Origin of the sequence: Halomonas sp. PA16-9 (assembly GCF_009728585.1) — a bacterium.
Lineage (GTDB): Bacteria > Pseudomonadota > Gammaproteobacteria > Pseudomonadales > Halomonadaceae > Vreelandella > Vreelandella titanicae.
Map to the genome: position 1 here is coordinate 804,858 of NZ_CP040452.1, position 18,309 is coordinate 823,166.

12 protein-coding genes and 3 pseudogenes are annotated in these 18,309 nt (G+C 53.0%); 5 read left to right on the forward strand and 10 right to left on the reverse strand.

The features are described 5' to 3' along the window. Nucleotides 1-176: 176 nt before the first annotated feature. Nucleotides 177-658: pseudogene (locus FDY98_RS20045) on the forward strand (Lrp/AsnC family transcriptional regulator). A 252-nt stretch (nucleotides 659-910) separates the two neighbouring features. Here FDY98_RS20045 and FDY98_RS20050 read toward each other — a convergent pair. From FDY98_RS20050 to FDY98_RS20060, 3 genes and pseudogenes are all read right to left on the reverse strand, one after another. Next, a pseudogene (locus tag FDY98_RS20050) lies at nucleotides 911-2,370 on the reverse strand (sodium-dependent transporter). 330 nt (nucleotides 2,371-2,700) lie between these two features. Then, the gene (locus tag FDY98_RS20055) at nucleotides 2,701-4,263 is read right to left on the reverse strand and encodes a sigma-54-dependent transcriptional regulator (RefSeq protein WP_155706115.1); all 1,563 of its coding nucleotides are present in this window, start codon (nucleotides 4,261-4,263) and stop codon (nucleotides 2,701-2,703) included. A 33-nt stretch (nucleotides 4,264-4,296) separates the two neighbouring features. Next, nucleotides 4,297-4,773, reverse strand: a complete 477-nt coding sequence (locus FDY98_RS20060; RefSeq protein ID WP_022521423.1) for an Lrp/AsnC family transcriptional regulator — start codon at nucleotides 4,771-4,773, stop codon at nucleotides 4,297-4,299. 128 nt (nucleotides 4,774-4,901) lie between these two features. Here FDY98_RS20060 and hppD point away from each other — a divergent pair, with 128 nt between their 5' ends. Both hppD and FDY98_RS20070 read left to right on the forward strand, forming a co-directional pair. After that, nucleotides 4,902-6,008, forward strand: a complete 1,107-nt coding sequence (gene hppD, locus FDY98_RS20065; RefSeq protein ID WP_022521422.1) for a 4-hydroxyphenylpyruvate dioxygenase — start codon at nucleotides 4,902-4,904, stop codon at nucleotides 6,006-6,008. Between the two features lie 14 nt (nucleotides 6,009-6,022). Further along, nucleotides 6,023-6,400, forward strand: coding sequence for a Rieske (2Fe-2S) protein (locus tag FDY98_RS20070; RefSeq protein ID WP_081742564.1), 378 nt, complete (start codon nucleotides 6,023-6,025; stop codon nucleotides 6,398-6,400). 280 nt (nucleotides 6,401-6,680) lie between these two features. Here FDY98_RS20070 and FDY98_RS29715 read toward each other — a convergent pair whose 3' ends face one another. The 3 genes and pseudogenes from FDY98_RS29715 to FDY98_RS20080 all read right to left on the reverse strand — a co-directional run bounded on the left by FDY98_RS29715 (nucleotide 6,681) and on the right by FDY98_RS20080 (nucleotide 10,175). Then, the gene (locus tag FDY98_RS29715; protein WP_442907994.1) at nucleotides 6,681-7,145 is read right to left on the reverse strand and encodes a hypothetical protein; all 465 of its coding nucleotides are present in this window, start codon (nucleotides 7,143-7,145) and stop codon (nucleotides 6,681-6,683) included. After that, on the reverse strand, nucleotides 7,142-7,747 hold the full coding sequence (locus FDY98_RS29720) for a hypothetical protein (RefSeq protein ID WP_442907995.1): 606 nt from the start codon (nucleotides 7,745-7,747) through the stop codon (nucleotides 7,142-7,144). The genes FDY98_RS29715 and FDY98_RS29720 overlap by 4 nt, the downstream gene beginning before the upstream one ends. A 77-nt stretch (nucleotides 7,748-7,824) precedes the next feature. Further along, nucleotides 7,825-10,175: pseudogene (locus tag FDY98_RS20080) on the reverse strand (cytochrome P450/oxidoreductase). Between the two features lie 202 nt (nucleotides 10,176-10,377). Between FDY98_RS20080 and FDY98_RS20085 the strand changes: the two are divergent. Continuing rightward, nucleotides 10,378-11,058 carry an IclR family transcriptional regulator gene (locus FDY98_RS20085; protein WP_022521418.1) on the forward strand — a complete coding sequence of 227 codons (681 nt, stop codon included), beginning with the start codon at nucleotides 10,378-10,380 and terminating at the stop codon, nucleotides 11,056-11,058. Between the two features lie 343 nt (nucleotides 11,059-11,401). Here the strand turns inward: FDY98_RS20085 and tcuB are convergent, their stop codons facing one another. Both tcuB and tcuA read right to left on the reverse strand, forming a co-directional pair. Then, nucleotides 11,402-12,511, reverse strand: a complete 1,110-nt coding sequence (gene tcuB / locus FDY98_RS20090; protein WP_027958358.1) for a tricarballylate utilization 4Fe-4S protein TcuB — start codon at nucleotides 12,509-12,511, stop codon at nucleotides 11,402-11,404. Next, a complete protein-coding gene (tcuA, locus tag FDY98_RS20095; protein WP_051430488.1) occupies nucleotides 12,498-13,922 on the reverse strand; it encodes an FAD-dependent tricarballylate dehydrogenase TcuA in 1,425 nt (474 codons plus the stop codon). The genes tcuB and tcuA overlap by 14 nt, the downstream gene beginning before the upstream one ends. 161 nt (nucleotides 13,923-14,083) lie before the next feature. Here tcuA and FDY98_RS20100 point away from each other — a divergent pair, with 161 nt between their 5' ends. Next, nucleotides 14,084-14,773, forward strand: coding sequence for a GntR family transcriptional regulator (locus FDY98_RS20100; RefSeq protein WP_027958360.1), 690 nt, complete (start codon nucleotides 14,084-14,086; stop codon nucleotides 14,771-14,773). 1 nt (nucleotide 14,774) lies between these two features. On the opposite strand, the gene FDY98_RS20105 is transcribed toward FDY98_RS20100, so the two are convergent. Next, entirely contained in the window at nucleotides 14,775-16,259 is a 1,485-nt protein-coding gene (locus FDY98_RS20105) for an aldehyde dehydrogenase (protein WP_197029724.1), read from the reverse strand. Nucleotides 16,260-16,289: 30 nt separating this feature from the next. Then, nucleotides 16,290-18,272: a TRAP transporter permease gene (locus tag FDY98_RS20110; RefSeq protein ID WP_081742565.1), complete on the reverse strand. Its 1,983-nt coding sequence runs from the start codon at nucleotides 18,270-18,272 to the stop codon at nucleotides 16,290-16,292. Between the last annotated feature and the right edge of the window lie 37 nt (nucleotides 18,273-18,309).

Consider the following 18,309-nt stretch of genomic DNA (forward strand, 5'->3'; position numbering starts at 1 on the left):
GGAGTTCACCAGTACGGTTGAAGAGTTATGGTTGTAATACGCTTGAGTCTAGCCAAGAGCGCACTAAAGGTGCTTGCTAATTCACTCTTCAAAAGCCTGGTTATTGATCATTACTTTCATTTTTTGAGATTTAACGCAATGATATTCAACAAACCACAAACAAATGAAATGGCACTATGAAAGAAGCGACCAAACTAATCACCTTAGACAGGCATGATCAGCGCATTCTTACCCTGCTTCAGCAACAGGGGCGCATTACCAACAATGAGCTCGCCGAACAGATCGGGCTATCCCCCGCCGCCTGCTGGCGACGTGTAAAGGCTTTGGAAGATAGTGGCGTGATCCGCCGCTTTGCGGCGTTGGTGGAACCCAGCCTGGTGGGCCAGCCACTGTCGGCATTGGTGATGGTGACGTTGGTTCGCCACCATATTGACAATACTGTCGAGTTCGAAAACCGCATCCTGCAATACCCAGAAGTGCTGCAGTGCTATGCCACTACCGGCAACGCGGATTTCGTTCTGCGAGTGGTTATCGAAGACATGGCGGCTTATGACCGCTTTCTGAATGAGAAACTCTTCACCTTGGATGGCATTTCCCAGGTCAATTCCAATTTCGTGCTACGTAATATCAAAGAAGAGACGCTATTCCGATTCGCTAACAAAACGCTGCTATGTAACGTCAACCGCAACGTTAGCCCACAACTTAAAGCAGAAGCAGGCGCTACGCTCAATGCACTCGTCAATGACCTGGAGAAACCGCTAGAACCACACTTTGAGCAGGAAGTGGCAAGGCAACTTGCAGCAGGCAAACCGGCTCATTGTATCCCTCTAACGTAAAGCGCCCCCATCTGTGGATGGGAGCGCTTCAATCTCTCTATTCAGATCTATTGAGCACTTGTTCCTGAAAAGCTTCAGGAAGCCGGTTGACGTAATCGCGGGCTAGCGAACTCTCCTACCACGGTGATCAGCACCAGCAGTGCTAGCAACCACGGCCACTGAGTACCTATCTGGAGTGTCGCTAGGCCCAGCGTATCAATGAAAATTAACACGATGCCTAATGGGCTGACGTAACGCACCATAAATAGCCACAGTGCATGCTGGGTACGGGAGAGCCCTAGCTCCGCCCTGAATATTTCAGTACGCAGCAGGAAACCTGCCATTAGCGCCATACCCAAACCGCCTAACGGCATCATCCAGGGGAGGTCAAGTAGTCCAGCCAATCGAAGAAAGTGCGACCTGCAAACGTCCAATCCGCGCCCATGTTGAATGACAGCATTGCCAAGGTACTCACCAACCACAGCACGATACCCACACCCCACGATGCTCGTTTACGCGTCAGCCCTTTGCTTGCAACAAGCCAGGCGACTGTCGCCTCAATCATCGAAATCGACGACGTAAGCGCAGCCATCGACAGCATGACAAAGAACAGAACGCCAAACAGCGTACCAAACGGCATCGCTTGGAAGGCCAATGGCAAGCTCATGAAGATCAATCCTGGCCCTTGGCCGGGATTCATTCCGTTTGCGAAAATAATCGGGAAAATAGCCAAGCCTGCCATTAGTGCAACAACGGTATCGGCAATGGCCACGCTGAATGTCGTGCGCGCGATGGAGTGCCCTTCTGGCAGGTAAGAGCCGTAGGTAAGAATCGCACCCGATGCGAGCGACAAGGTAAAGAAGGCATGCCCCAGCGCTGCTAATAATCCTTCACTGCTTAACCCTTCGGTATTGAAAGAGAACAGGAAAGACCATGCTTCAGCAAAGCCACCGGAAAAAGCACCGTAGCCGATCAATATACCCAGCATGATCACCATGCCTGGCATCATCCAGCTGACACTCTTTTCAATGCCAGCCTGTACGCCTTTGCCGACGATGAACATGGTCAGCACCGTCACTAGCGTACTCCAAGCACCTAGCGTGAAAGGGTTGGCATTATTAGCGGCGAAAATTGCCGCCATGTCATCGACGCTATTACCGGCCAGTCCGCCGCTCAGCATTTTCCACAGATAGGAAAATGACCAGCCAGCGACTACGACGTAGAACGACAGAATCATGAAACCACAGAGCATGGCCATCCAGCCAAAGATCGACCAAAAACTACCATGGCCCGACTCATGCACCACCCGACGGATAGCGTCAACCGGGCTTCCTCGCCCGCGGCGGCCAAAACTGATTTCAGCCATCATGATGGGGACGCCTACCGCCAATATGCAGGCCAGGTAGACCAGCACGAAAGCGCCACCCCCGAACTCGCCCGTGATGTAAGGAAACTTCCAGATATTACCGAGTCCCACTGCAGAACCAGTGGCTGCCAGTACAAATCCCCAGCGGCCCAGCCACAGCGTATTGGGAGGCGTATTTGTCGTTGTCATTGGGAAACCTTATAAATTTATATTGTTTTTAGGCTATTTATTTATGAGCAGCTAGAACAGCTACTTAAGAGCGATTAGCTACTTATAAAAGCCAACCAACTGTGATCAACCAGTCATCAAGAGCAATCTATAAAGAGTCTATGGGGATAGCGATAGGGCAGGAATGGGGTCACATCGCATTGGGCGCGATGCTACCCACATAAGAGAGGTGCAACTGTAAACTAATCGTTACGCTTAAGAGGATATGCCGAGGGCAGGGGTCTTGCCGTTGCGTTTTTCTGACACCCCGTAAACAAATCGTGACAGTTAATTCACCTGCCATGGGACTTTTTAAGAATCTTCTTGAGCACCAATGCCGTAACGCTTGAGCTTATTGGCAATAGTGGTGTGCGAAACGCCCAACCGCTTTCCTAACTGGCGGCTGGAAGGATACTGTTGATACAACGTACTTAAGATATTTCTTTCCACCTCCCCTAACATGTCGCTCAAGCTTCCCTCTAAGGGAATGCCAGTAAGCGCAGGCGACACTTCGCTCGGCGGAAGGCGCAAATGCGCTGGCTGAATGGCCGTCTCTTCGCATAATGACACCGCCTGAAACAGCACATTTTCCAACTGACGCACATTACCCGGCCAGTCGTAGCCGGTTATCTTTTCCAACGCAGCAGTCGAAAACTCCGGTAAAGGACAGCCTATCTGACGCGCCGCACGATCAAGCACATAGGCCGCCAAGTCTTCGATGCCGTCCAGGCATTCACGCAAAGGGGGCACCTGTAGAGAGAGCACATTGAGACGGTGATAAAGATCTAGCCGAAACAGACCTTCACTACATAGCTGAGGTAGGTTTTGCTGAGTGGCGCAGATCACCCGCACATCAAGAAAGGTTTCTTCGTCGCTCCCAACTCGACGGAATCCGCCATCCTGAAGGAAGCGTAACAGTTTCGTCTGCAGCCGAGGGCTCATTTCACCGACTTCATCAAGAAAGACCGTACCGCCTGCATTAAGCTCCAGAAGGCCAAGCTTTCCTTCCGGGCGAGCGCCCTCGAAGGCACCGGGTGCGTAACCGAAAAGCTCTGTTTCGGCCATCGACTCAGGAAGCCCAGCACAATTAAGCACCACAAACGGCGCTTGCCCACGGGGGCTGGCCAAATGACAGGCCCTGGCCACCAGCTCTTTCCCGGTTCCCGTTTCACCCATAATCAGTAGCGGTGCATCCAATGGCGCCATGCGACGCGCTTCGTTGATCACGGCCTCCAATCGCGAACTCGATTGAAAGATGGCTTCAAAGCCACGCAGCTCTTGGCGCTGTACTTGATAAATACGGGCACCGATGCGGTCAGCACGATGTAACGTCACAACCGCTCCGGCTAATGAATCTACATTCGTGTCTTCGGTGTGCAGGGGAGCTATATCAGCAAGATAGGTATCGCCTTTCAGCTTGATTCGCAGCCCATTGATGCGTGAGTTGTTACGGCGAATTAAATCGGGAAGATCTACCTCATCAAGGTAACGATCCAGCGAGAGCCCTGGTACTTCTTGAACACGCACCCCCAATACCTGGACAGCAATACGGTTGGCCGCCACAATCCGACCCTGCATATCTATCGACATCACTGGGTCAGAAAGCGAGGATAGCAGCGCATCCAACTCCAAATGGCGCCGTTCGCTGGGCATCAAGCTGGCGCGCTTAACGCCAAACACACCGGGAATGCCTTCCAATACTGGTTTAAGCGTACTCAACTGAGCATTAAGTAATTGTGGGACATGTAGATAGATGGTACTGCCGTGATCGCCCCCCACTTCACCTCGCGCGACATTAATTCTGTAGTCAGCAAATTGGGCCACAATATCGCGAAGAATGCCGATTCGATTCTGACAGTGAAATTTAAGACGCATAGAACCCTCACAGCACAAAACAAACGCAGTTACTTAGCCACCTTCCACCGGCAACCCCTGCTCCTCTTTCATACTACGCAGTATTATTTCAGAGCGAACCTGGGTGACATTAGGATGAGGTAATAAATGATGATGAATAAAGTCCGAAAACGCTGTTAGATCCTTGGCGATGATATGTAACACATAGTCTGCGTCTCCCGACACAGAATAGGCCTCACGAACCATGGCGTGCTTCGTCAGTAATGTCACAAAATCATCATCCATGCTTTCACCATGAGCTTTGAGATTAACCCTGGTGATAGCGCGCAGCCCAAACCCTAGGCTAGTAGCATCAAGCCTAGCCGAATAGCCCTTAATCACACCTTCGGCTTCTAGCCGCGCTTTGCGTCGGGAGCACTGAGAGGGAGACAGGCTGACTCGCTCACCCAGCTCTGAATTGGTGAGGGCTGAGTTCTTTTGCAATGCTGACAAAATTGCAAGATCATAACGATCCAATGAAATTCCGTGCATACAGCACTCCTTTTGCGCACACTCTATGCACTATTTGGCTGCATCTTAGGTTAGTTTGCAACCTAATTGTACCGGCTCTTCCCTATACTGAACTTGTCACCCAACAAGACAATAAAGGAGAGACAACGATGGGCCCCTTCCCTCATGACGCACCCAAAGCAACCATAAATGATGCAAACCCAGCGGGCACAGATGGCTTCGAGTTTGTTGAATTTGCACACCCCGAGCCGGAAAAACTAGATAGTTTATTTCGGCAAATGGGTTTCGTTCCCGTTGCAAAACATCGTGACAAGTCGATCACCGTTTATCGTCAAGGCGATATCAACTACCTGCTTAACAGTGAGCCTAACTCGCATGCGTCAGCATTTATTGAGGCGCACGGCCCCTGTGCTCCAGCAATGGCTTGGCGCGTCGTTGATGCTCAGCATGCGCTAAAACGTGCCGTCGACTTGGGTGCAGAAGAGTTCACAGGTAATAAGTCCATCGATGCGCCTGCGGTTATTGGCATAGGCGGTTCGCTGCTTTACTTTATTGATACGTATGGCGAAAAAGGCAGCTGTTATTCAAACGAATTTGAGTGGTTCGATGAGGTAGATCCTAATCCTAAGGGGTTTGGTTTTTACTATCTTGATCACCTCACTCATAACGTTATTCGCGGCAATATGGACACATGGTATAAGTTTTACCATGACACCTTTAACTTCCGCGAAATACGCTACTTTGATATCACCGGTAAAATGACAGGTCTTACCAGCCGTGCATTGACTTCTCCAGATGGTAAAATTCGCATACCCATTAACGAAAGTGCCGACGATCACAGTCAGATTGAAGAGTACTTGCGCGAATATAACGGCGAAGGCATTCAGCATATCGCCATTGCCACAAACGACATCTACTCCGGTACTGACTTAATCGCTGATGCAGGTCTCGAATTTATGCCTGGCCCGCCGAGCATCTACTACGAAAAGTCGCTAGAGCGTGTTAAAGACCACCAGGAGCCTCTCGATAAACTGCGCAGCCGTGGCATTTTGATTGACGGCGAAGGTGTCGTGGGCGGCGGTGAAACCCGAATTTTGCTACAAATCTTCTCCAAAACGGTGATTGGCCCCATCTTTTTCGAGTTCATCCAGCGTAAAGGCGATGATGGTTTTGGAGAGGGCAATTTTAAAGCACTTTTCGAGTCCATCGAAGAGGATCAGATTAACCGCGGCGTGTTGCAAAGTACCGCTGAATAGTAAAAGGGCACACCGTGCATGACGCTTGGCGTAACTATGAAAATGCCCCCCAAGAGGGGGCTGTTATTTGCCCTTCTAGCGCTATACCAGAAGGCAAAGCACGCTGCGTGGAAGTAATGAGCAGCAATGGATCTTTCCCGGTTATTGCAACACGCATAAATGGCACGATTTATTGCTACGTTAATGCCTGCCCTCACCAATATTTACCTTTAAACTATCGGTCGGACAGTATCATTTCATCAGATGGCCACCGTTTTCTATGCAGTGCGCATGGGGCGGCGTTTGACATTAAAACGGGAGACTGCTTAACAGGCGACTGTGACAAACTTGACGCCATACCTGTCGTTGAAGACTTAGCAGGCAACTTATGCATAAAGCATAGAGAGCCTTAACAGTATCACTTCATAAGTTCTAACTTATTTTTATCTCTAGTTAAAAACCTGACAACCATGGCCAGATCGAATAAATAACCCACAATTATTCAGCCACATCATAAGCGAACTCAACGAGTTCGCTTATGAGCAATACAGCTCCTCAGAAACGCTATACTCACCAAAAGCCTATTACTGCCTAGATCAAGACTCCCTCATTCCGATACGTTTTGCCAATATCTCTTTCTCTAAGCGAGGCAGCATTGACTGAATACGAGTTAGCACATTAAAAACACGTAGTTTAGGCGTCAGGATCAACCACATCGTCAGCGCTCAGGCCTTCATCGTCACCTGCAACAACCTGCAATTGTTCGAGAAAGAATGCGCGGGCGGCCTCTCCATCAACATCTTTCGCAGCTGCCACTTCAAACCAGTCGCTGGGAAGGTTGGCCGCCAATTGCATGAAGTTTTCGACCTCTTCAGAAGGCAACTCGATAAAGGTGTTGCCCTCCTCCTTGGCAAACTCAACGCCACGCACATCGACGGTATCCATCATGAAACCAAACAGGCGGGACAACTTTTCGCCTGAGACATCCATAATGGCGTTACGGTCTTGCTCGGAAAGCGACTGCCAGGTATCGGGATTGATGACCAGGGAAAAGCTGCCACGATAGAAGCCACCCGGCATTTGTACCGTGTAGGGCAATACCTCGGCTAATCGAAAGCTCTTAAGTCCCTCAAGGGTTAGCATTGCACCGTCGATCACCCTTGCGTGGCTGCTTCGTATGTCCCACCTGGCGGTAGGGCGACACCGGTGAGGCTTAGCGCGCTGGAAATATCTGCCATCACGCCGCCCCCTATACGCGCACGCCTACCTTGCAAGTCGTCAAGGCTCTCGATCGGTTCAGCGAGAAAGAGCGCCCCAGGGCCATGCACGCCCAACCCTAGTACCTCTACACCACGATGCTCACTGGCATCGCTTAGGTATTCTTGGTGAGTACGCCAGTAAGCCACAGAGGCGTTTTCCGATGAAAAGTCTTCAAAGGTGGGGAATTCCGGTAGCTTGGTCAGCTCAAAGCGCCCTGGCATTAAGCCGTGGAAGAGCCAGGTGACATCGGCGACGCCGTCTGCCACCAACTCCATTTGCGCGTTAGGCGGCCCAAGGTCGTGGGTCACATTGACACTGACGCGACCGTCCGTCGCCTCTTCAACCCATTTCCCCCAAGTGGGCCAGACGATGGTATTAACGCCGTGGTTAGGGCCCGCCCAGGTACTCACCTGAAGCACGGTATCGGCCGCTGTCGCGCCTTGAAAAGAGCTCAAGAGCATCAGGGCTGAAAAGGTGGTCAACGTCGCCATTTTTTTCATTGTGATTATCCTTTTTGATGGTTCATGTACCCGATGGTGCCAGTGTAAAACAGAGGTTCTTTTAAGGGTGTTAACGTTTAGAGCGCCAGAGTCAGACGCTTGCCCGCTGCCCGCGAGCAGCAGGCCATCATGCGATCATTGGCGTCACGCTCAGTTCGGCTGAGCACTAGGTCTCGGTGATCGATATGCCCCTCGGTCACCGCCACTTCGCAGGTACCACACAGGCCTTCGCAGCAGTCGCTCGGCACATCCACCCCGCCGCGGTTAGCGCCTCAAGCAGGGTCTGGTGGTTACCGACCTGCAGCGTCAGGTCGGAGTCCGCCAGTACTACTTCGAAGGCGTGCTCGCTCTCAGGATCGAGGATGTTGGAGCGAGCGGTGAAGTGCTCAACGTGCAAGGTACCCTCGGGCCACTTCTCCGCCAGCGACCCAAGCGCCTCCAGCAGGCGCTCAGGGCCGCAGGCGTAAACCTGTTCACCTTCGGCTAGGCTGCTAAGTGCACTCGGTAGATCAAGGCGACACCCTTCATCACCGGCATGGAGGGTTAGCGCGGCGCTATGGTCACGTTCAACTCTCTCTAAAAAGGCCATGGTTCGCCGCCCAGCGCCGCAGTAGTGGAGTACATAGGGCTTGCCGAGAGCCTTGAGTCGATCCGCCATGGCAATAATCGGCGTGATGCCAATACCACCGGCAATCAGGGTATAGCGCGTTGCCGTCTCGTCCAGGTGGAAATGGTTCTTGGGACCAGCAATATGCAGTACATCCCCCGGCTTGACCGTGTCGTGGAAGTGCACCGAGCCGCCGCGCCCCTCGGGCTCACGCAGGATGGCGATGGAAAGACGGTTACGGTCATCGCGTGTCCCGCACAGTGAGTAGTAGCGGCGCCACTCTCCCGATACCAGCTCTATATGCGAACCGGGGGTCCAGTCGGGTAACTCACGCCCATGGGGATCCACCAAACCAACACGGATCACCGACTCAGCTTCACGCTTCACCTCGGCGACCACGACCCGACGCACGATATCCTCCTTGATAGGTGCACCAATATGGAAAAGCGTAGGGTTCTCCAACACAGCGTGGTGTCGCCGTTCAGGATTCTGCGCAGGCTCCCACTCCACCCATAGCGACGTGGGCCCACGAAAAGAGGTGTTGGGCAGATACTCAAACGATTGGTCCTCGACCAGATCTATATGGGGTAACCGACGGACAAATTCATCAAGGATGATGCGCATTTCCATGCGGGCGATATTCTTCCCCATGCACTGGTGCGCACCGTAGCCGAAAGTGAAGTGCTCCGCTGCGTTATGACGGTAGATATCGAACTCGTCAGGATTTTCAAAGTGTCTCGGATCGCGGTTGGCCGACGCCTGCACGATTAACAGCTTCCCCCCCTTCGGAATCTTCTTGCCCCCTACCAGGGTGTCTTCGGTAGCGATACGTCGCCAGGCCACGACCGAACCGGCGGCGCGCAGGCACTCCTCGATGGCGCTGGGGATCAAAGCAGGGTTCTCGCAGATGTCGTTCCATGACTCCCGGTTCGATAGCAGAGTACGAAAGGCATTGGTGGTGGCGAATGCGGTGGTCTCATGGGCAGCCACAAGAATGGCCATCATCATCGAGCGCAAATAGCTCTCCGGCACAATGTCAGGATGCCGGTTGTGCATGCGGATTGAGTCGTACATCCATCCCTCGCCGCTGGGGTCGGCACACATGCGGTCGAGGATAGTTTGTGCGGTTTTCCAGAATTGACCCACATCCTCGGCAATCTGCAGTTGCTGCTCCGGGGATGGGCGGCCCCAGGTATTCAGCGTGTGGGCAACCGAGAACTTGCGAAGTTCCTTGGCATCCTCATTGGGAACACCCAGGAAGCGCAGTGCGACGGTCATGGGAATTTCCCGAAACATCTCGCCCACCAGATCCGCACGCCCCTTGTCGATGAAGCAATCCATATAGTCACGCACCAACTCACGTACCCACGCTTCGTGCTTCTCAAGGTTCTCGGGCAGGAAGGCATCCATCAGGAGGCGGCGGCGTTCCATGTGATCCGGTTCATCCTCGTTGACCATGGTACGACGCATTGCGAAACCGTAGCCCTCGAGAATTTTCGTCGCCTCGGGCGGTGCGGGGGTTAGTTTCTCCAACGCGATAGAGGGCGAGAAGGTGACGTTGTCACGGAAAACCGCCTTCACATCTTCATAGCGGCTCACGACCCAGTAGTCGAGTTTGGGACTGTAGAACACCGGCTCCTGTTCGCGGAACCAACGCAGCGCCTCAGCGGGGTCAAGCTGATAAGGCGCATCGAAGGGATCGAATTCGGCCGCTTCAGGGGAGACAGGGCAACCGGTAGGCGATAATGCCACGGACGCCTGTGATGGTTGAAAAGGGCACTCGCCTGATGCACTACCAGAACGGTGAGACACTGATGCCATGAAGGGCTCCGTAAAATTAAGTGGCTCGTATTTATTTTACTTTTATCGAACACTTAGTTTCTTTTAATGCACAATGAAGGTAGGCAGTTTCTGTCGGCGAGTCAACTCCTCAGCGTAGCTGCGTTAGTCTGTATCGCTTGGCTAACTATTGAGTCCTGTTATCGCGCCCACTTACCGAACCCTAATACCGAGGTGCCTTTCTATGGCTAACAACACGTTGCAAACGCTTGATCGCGGACTCAAGGCACTGGAAATTGTCTCCGAGCATAGCGATGGCATTTCCATTGCCGATCTAGCTGAACGCCTCGATATTCATCGAGCCATTGCCTACCGCATCGTGACCACTCTGGCCAGCCATGGGCTGATTACGCGCACCCCCGAAGGCCCCATTCGCCTGGGTGCTGGTACGGCACTGCTTGCGTCTCGCTTTGAACCTCATCTACGCGCTATTGCCCAGCCACTCTTGCAAGCACTAGCCAGAGCCACCCGCGCCACCGCTTTCATCTCTGTCGCTCAGGGGGAGGAATGCGTTGTGTTAATGGTGGCAGAGTCAGGAGAAATGCCTCTGCAAATCGGCTACCGAGTGGGTAGCCGCCATCCGTTGACGTTGGGCGCTGCCGGTATTGCCATCCTTGCCGAACGGCCCTCTCACCCGGAAGAAGGTGAGGCGATAAAGCAGGCACGACTCGACGGCTACAGCCTGACTCATGGGCAGCTACAACGCGGGGCAGTAGGCGTGGCCAGCGCTATCTCGTCCACATCGTTTCGCCCTACCATTGAGGCCTGTGTGGGCGTGGTGGCCATGGAGGATCTAGATAAAGAGACCGCTATCACGGAAGTAAAAGCAGCTGCCCAGCGAATTGCCGAACTGATCGCTCGATAACCTGGATTAATAAGACCTTTGAGGTGCCCTCTCAGGACTCCAGCTGATTCTAAATGGCCATTACCAGGCAAACGAATACCTTCGTGAAACAAGCGTAGCCAGCAAGCTTAACGTCAGTACTCCTACCGATCGGCTTCGCCGCGCTAGGGCTACAATTCCTCATTGACGCTTTCCGTGCCGCTCAGCGTCTTCGTCGTAACAACCATGAGAGGGCAACCTCTTATGGCTAATTTAGTCATAAGTTGATTCACGGCCGCTTGATAATCGGTAAGGTGACACCTGGTAGAGTCCTACAGACGATATTATGTCGGCTGGCGTGCGGGTGCTGCCTCTGGAGAGAAGATTATTGGTCAAGGCGATTGCGCTCCAGGGCGTTACGATAGACCGCCAATAAACGATAGAAACCATGCACGAACTTGCCATAGGGCATGGTGATGAAAAGTGCCATAACCACGCCTAAATGCACCACCAGCATAACCCCCATGGCTGAGGTCTCACGTAGCAGCATTAGGGACAGGCCTGTTAAGCCGGTCAGCCACAGCAGCACTATGAAAGCCACATCCATTCCCATCTGGCGCACATCAGCAGTGTCCTGATCACGCACCAGCTTGAGGTACAAAAGCCCCGCCGGACCTATCAAAAGGCCGATGCCGCCCAAGGTACCGAACAGTTTGGGAAGACTGATAAAATCGTAGGGCGCCTGCCAGCCAAACACATAGTGATAGATGGTGCCGGTCACGGTCGCTGCGAAGCTAAGCATGAACCCGTAAAAGGTAAAATGGTGGAAGCGCCGCCGCCAGTGCGAATGATAGGCATCTGGGTAAGTGCAGCCAGCCTCTTCCTGACCGTGCAGATGCTGGAGTGAAAAAGTTTCTTTGAGTGCCTGCCGCCAGCTTTCGGCATCGCCAAGCCCAGTGACGCCCTCGCCGCTTTCGCGCCAAAAGCGCACCATCCCCATGATCAACGCTAACAGCACAAACAACGACACCGAGCCAAAGGTCACCGCCATGGTGTTATGTGGCAATAGCGCGTAGAAGTCGCCACTATGCTGTGTGGTGACCAGTGCCGACAGATCACCATTTAGCGCAATGGCAATCAACAGGATGAGCGTCAACCCTACCGCCAGTGCCAAGGCGGCAAGCAAGCCACTGCGGTCAAACAGACGGGCCAACGGCTGTGGCCAAGCATACTGTCGATAAGACTCGACACGAAGCTTGGCCATTGACTGCGGTACGTTAACGGCAAACTCATGGGGCGGAGCGTACTGGCAAGCGTAGTAGCACTCACCGCAGTTGTGACATAGGTTGGCCAGATACTTAAGATCCTCGGGAGTGAACGTACGACGCCGCTCCATGGCCGGAAATACCGGGCAGAACCCTTCACAATACCGGCAGGCATTGCAGATCGTCATGTTGTTGCGGGTTTCTTCGATTAGTGCGTCAATCTTTTGCATAATTGCCTGCCTCTGTGCCTGCGATGCGACCAAATACGGTGCCGATGGTCATACCAAAGCCAGCAACATAGCCCTGGCCTAAAATATTACCGGCCATGATCTCACCGGCTAGGAAAACATTGTCCGCCAACTCGCCGTTAGCCATGTACATACGCGCTTTTTCATCGACTTTAGCGCCTAAGTAGGTGAAGGTAATGCCAGTACGAAGTGGGTAGCCGTAGAATGGAGGCTCGTCGATACGCTGCGCCCAATGGGTCTTTTCGGGCGTAACACCCTGTGTATGGCAATCGTCGAGCACACTGTGATCGAAGTTGCCAGGCTGTACGCCAGCATTGAATTCATCGACAGTTTTGAGTACGGCGTCAACCGGCAGATCGAGCTTAAGCGCCAACTCCTCAAGCGTATCGGCCTGCTCAGGGGGAAAAACTGAGGGCATAAAGCGCCCCTGCGCCTTGGAGTCGGTAATCGAATAGCCCACCTGCCCCGGCTGTTTGGCAATCAGCCGTCCCCAGATGGCATAACGCTTGGGCCAGAAGTCTTCGCCTTCGTCATAGAAGCGCTTGCCATCGCGGTTAACCACAATCCCCAGGGATACACAGTCGACACGGGTGACGATACCGCCATCGTACTTGGGCGCGCGTGCATCGATAGCTACCGCGTGACCTTGCGTTGGATCCCCAATCACCATGGCGCTGTTATCAATCAGGCTGCGCAGCATCTTACCCTGGTTGAAGCGAGTACCACGGATCAGGAAGTTACGGGAGACCTCTCCCCATGCTTCCTCCAACCACGCTTGGTTGGACTCGAAGCCGCCAGAGGCAATCACCACTGACTTAGCACTCACCTTGCGTGGTGAGCCATTGTAAGTCACCAACGCATGGTCAAAGCGGTTGTCATCAAAGACCAACTGTTCGGCTTCAGCCTCGTAGAGAATTGTCACCCCAAGTCGCTCAGCTGCCTGGTAGTAGGTATTGACGAGCGCTTTGCCGCCCCCCAGGAAAAAGGCGTTGGTTCGCCCCAGGTGCAGAGTGCCACCCAGCGATGGTTGAAAACGCACCCCGTAGCTTTTCATCCACTCGGTGCAGGTTTCTGAGGCTCGAATCACATGCTTCGCCAACACTTCGTTGGTAATGCCGCCGGTAACACGCCAAACGTCATCGAAGAACTCATCCTCAAGGTAGGCGTCACTAAGCACATCAGTAGGCTCACGATGCATGCAACGCAAATTACGGGTGTGAATACTATTACCACCACGCCATTGACGCGGAGCACTCTCCAGTAACAGCACGCTGGCGCCCTGCTCACGCGCCGATAAAGCGGCACACAACGCAGCATTACCTCCACCAATCACCAGCACGTCATGGCCAGTCAGATCGGCCTCACTGAGCCGCTCTCCAGTCGATGACAACATTGGAACTCCCTCATGATTACTGACAAGAAGAGATGGTGACGGTAAAAGCGCACACCAAATTCTAATACATACAAATGTATCCAACAGTGTTCAAAATGACAAGTGTTGTTCATTGTCATATCATTACCATTCGTCAAAATCGCAATTTAAGGCTTGTAGCTATGACTGAATCCACACCACGCAAGCACGCCACCCAGGCAGCCAATCAGCGCGGCGAACCGCGCAGTGAGCAGGCCTACAGCTACATCATCGAAGCTATTAAGGAAGGCACCCTGCCACCAGGGACAAGGATTCGTGAAGTCGACTTATCTGAGCGCATAGGCTTAAGTCGTACACCCGTACGCGAAGCTCTTAATCGTTTACAGCTTGAAGGGTTGGTAGCTAATGATCCGATCCGTGGCACCATCATCACTGAACTCGACCACAGCATGATTAGCGAGCTATATGCTATGCGCGAGATGTTAGAGGGGACTGCTGCGGGCTTTGCCGCACAACACGCTTCAGAGGTTGAAATCGCTTTCCTACGCGAAATTAGCGATCGCGATGCACGGTTAAAGGAGACCCAAGATCTAGTTAAGAATAATAAGCTATTTCATAGCACTCTCTACCGCTGTGCACACAACCGCTACCTGCTTAAAATGCTGCACTCACTGCATGAATCAATGATGTTGCTTGGGCGTAGCACCCTAGCTAAACCAAACCGTGCCGAAGCCGCGCGCAGTGAGCATCAGGCAATCATTGACGCGCTCGAAGCACGCGACCCGGAAGCCGCGGAAAAGCTGGCACGCAACCATATCCGTGAGGCCTACAAGATCCGTCTAGAGGCTTTTTTTGAGAGTTATGACGACTAAATCAAGTACGAATCGCAAAAGGATCGCGGGCTTCGTTAGACAAGTCGATCATCAGGTTTTTAATCTCAAGGTACTCATCTAAAGCGTGCATTCCGCGCTCGCGGCCACTACCACTGGCCTTAACCCCGCCGAATGGTGCTTGTGCAGCATTTGTGCGATAGGTATTGACCCATACCCCACCAACCTGAAGTTGTCTGGCAACGCGATGCGCTCTTGCCAAATTTTGCGTCCATAGCCCGGCGACTAACCCGTAAGCGGTGCCGTTGGCGATGGCGATGGCCTGCTCCTCCGTATCAAAGGGAATAATCGCTAACACTGGCCCAAACACTTCTTCTTGAGCCAGTTCGGAGTCCAGCGCCACATCAGAGAATACCGTCGGCTCGACGAAATAGCCGCGACCATATACGTCGCCCTGCGGCACCCTACCGCCCGCCGCCAACTTAGCACCCTGAGTGCGGGCACGTTCGATGAAGTCAAGTACTCGTTGATGCTGCCCCTGGGTCGCCATCGGGCCCATCTCAGTGTTCTCATCGCGAGGGTCACCAATACGAATCGCCCGGGCGCGTTCACAAACCTGCGCCACCACCTGATCGTAGATGTCCCGCTGCACCAGCAGTCGCGAGCCAGCAATACAGGTCTGACCGGCGGCGGCAAAGATCCCCGCCACGGCTCCGGTCACAGCCTGCTCAAGATCAGCATCGGCAAATACAATGTTGGCCGACTTACCTCCCAGTTCAAGGGTCACCGGTGTTAGATGTTCGGCGGCGGCCCGAGAAATCGCCTTGCCTGTAGCGGTACCGCCGGTGAAACTGATCAGGTCGACATCAGGGTGCCCGGTGAGTGCCGCACCGACGCTACCGTCACCGGTCACCACGTTAATCACGCCAGGAGGAAAGCCAGCTCTTTCGCACAGCTCAGCGAAAGCCAGGGTGGTCACGCTCGCCATCTCTGAGGGCTTAATTACAACGGTGCAACCCGCCGCCAAGGCCGGTGCAAGCTTGTTGGCGAGGATCGCTATCGGCGAGTTCCAAGAGGTGATTAAGGCTGCCACGCCGCGCGGCTCGCGAGTAGTGAAATCAACCAGCTCAGGGCGGTCAAGCGGAATGCTTTCGCCTTGGAGCTTGTCCGCCCAGCCAGCAAAGTAGCGGTAGTTGCGAGCCGCAAAACGCATCTGCACCCGTGTCTCGCGGATTACCTTGCCGTTGTCGGTGGTCTCAAGTTGGGCCATGCGCTCGGTGTCGGATTCGAGCAGATTAGCCAATTCGTGCATTAGCGCAGCACGTTGTATGCCATTTGTAGACCGCCATTCGGTTTCAAAGGCATGTCGTGCAGCTTGCACCGCGGCGTCAACATCAGAAGCAGTTGCCTGAGGGATCAATGCCCATGCCTGCTGGTTAAGCGGATTGATCGATTCCAGCACTTTTCCATCTGCCGCATCACACCATTGATCTCCAATACGAAGTTGATAGCGCTTCATCTCACCCATTACATCATTCCTTCAATTTAGTCATATGTATTAGTTTAACGTTGCAGCATTTCTGGAGAATGGCTTCACGAACGCTAGAACAAACAGCAGTACAACCGCTCCCGCGAACAGGGCGTAAAGGGAAGGGATAATGGCCATCGCCGCTGATACAATGCACAGCAGTGCGCCTATTTTCCTCTTCATGTCTTTTTCAAAAATATCAGAGAGCACGATCGACGCTGATACCACTAGCACTGCGCCAGACAGCACCGCTTCCAATATCTGGGACACATCTCCGTTAAAGAGAACGCCTGGGTAGGTAATAAACAGAAACGGAATCACGTAGGTGACGGCTGCCAGACGTACCGCCTGCAGCGCAGTTCTTTCCCAGCGCGTATCGGCAATCGAGGAAGCAACAAATACGGCAACACACAAAGGAGGTGTAATCACCGAAATGGTCGCGAAGTAGAAGACAAACATATGCGCGGCAATCGGCTCCACACCTGCTGACACTAGTGCGGGTGCCATGACCGCCGCTACCAGTACGTAGGCTGCGGTTGTCGGAATGCCCATGCCCAATAACAGACAGGCCAGCGCCACAATAAAGGCGACACCAAACAGGTAACCACCGCCCAGACCAACTGCCAAGGACGATATTGTCACGCCCACTCCGGTCATATTTATCATCGCGACAACAATCTGAGCGCTTACCAGCATCGTGATGATGATCAATATTCCGTAACCAGCATCCACGCACGAGTCAACAAAAGTGTTCAGTACCGGCTTGATGCCTTCGCCGCGGACGATTACGGCCACCGTATAAGTAATCAGCATTCCCACGATAGACAAGGAGGCCGAGAAAGCGACCGAACGACCGCTTAACACCATCAACACCAACACCCCAAGGCCAACAAACAGCGGCGCTGACTTGGAAAGCTTGATGGCATCCCTAATCTTGGGCACATCGTTCTCTTCCGTCAGCCCGCCGATCCCCTTTCTCAAGGCGATTAAGTGAATGGTCATAAACACGCTGGAATAAAACATCAACGCAGGGATCAAAGCAGCCAACGCCACCGACAGATAACTGATGCCTAATGTCTCGGCCATTATAAATGCCGCCGCACCAAGAATCGGTGGTGTCAGTTGCCCACCAGTGGAAGCCACCGCTTCTACAGCACCAGCAATCGGAGCGGGATAGCCCATCCTTTTCATTAGGGGAATGGTCATTGCGCCAGTGGTGGCCACATTGGCTACCGCACTACCATTTACCGAACCGAATGCTGCCGAGGCGACAGTTGCCATCTTGGCTGCCCCACCAACCCGGTTGGCCGCAAAGATCATGGCAAGATCCATAAAGACCTTACTGCCGCCAGTACGGATGAGAACAGCGCCAAACAGCACAAATGAGGCAATAACCGTTGCGCCAATACCCGTCAGCATGCCCCACAACCCCAGATCCGACAGGAAAAGGGTTTCGACAACCAACTCAACGCCATACCCACGATGTCCAAAATCACCTGACAATCTATCGCCAAAGAAGACATAAGCCAGAGACAACAACACCATCAATGGAAACGCGATCCCAACGGAGCGGCGGCAAATTTCCAGTACCGTGATCACCAGAAGTACACATAAGGTGATATCCACCACCCCAGCGATAGGCAGCTGCGTGAGGATTCGGTTTTGATTCCAGGCCACATAAAGACACGCGGCAATGGCAAAAACGCACAGCAAGCCATCAATGGCTCGCCCCAGGAAAAGAAAACGTCCCTTTATACTTGGCGGATACACCATGAATGCCAATAAAATCACACTTGCCAGCATCACTGAACGCTGCACAAGAGAATCAAAAGCACCAGCGATCCCCGTATAAAGGATCATCATGCCAAGTGAGAATGCAACCAGCTTTTTTATCACCTCAGGAAGCCTGGATGATGTACTTTCTATAGGCTGTGATTCCGATTCAACAGCTTCTAACATAAGTCTCACCATGAAGATAACTTCACGCCAGAAGGAAATAGAGCTAACACTCAAGTCAGCTCCATTTCATAAAAACGACCACTCTTTATTT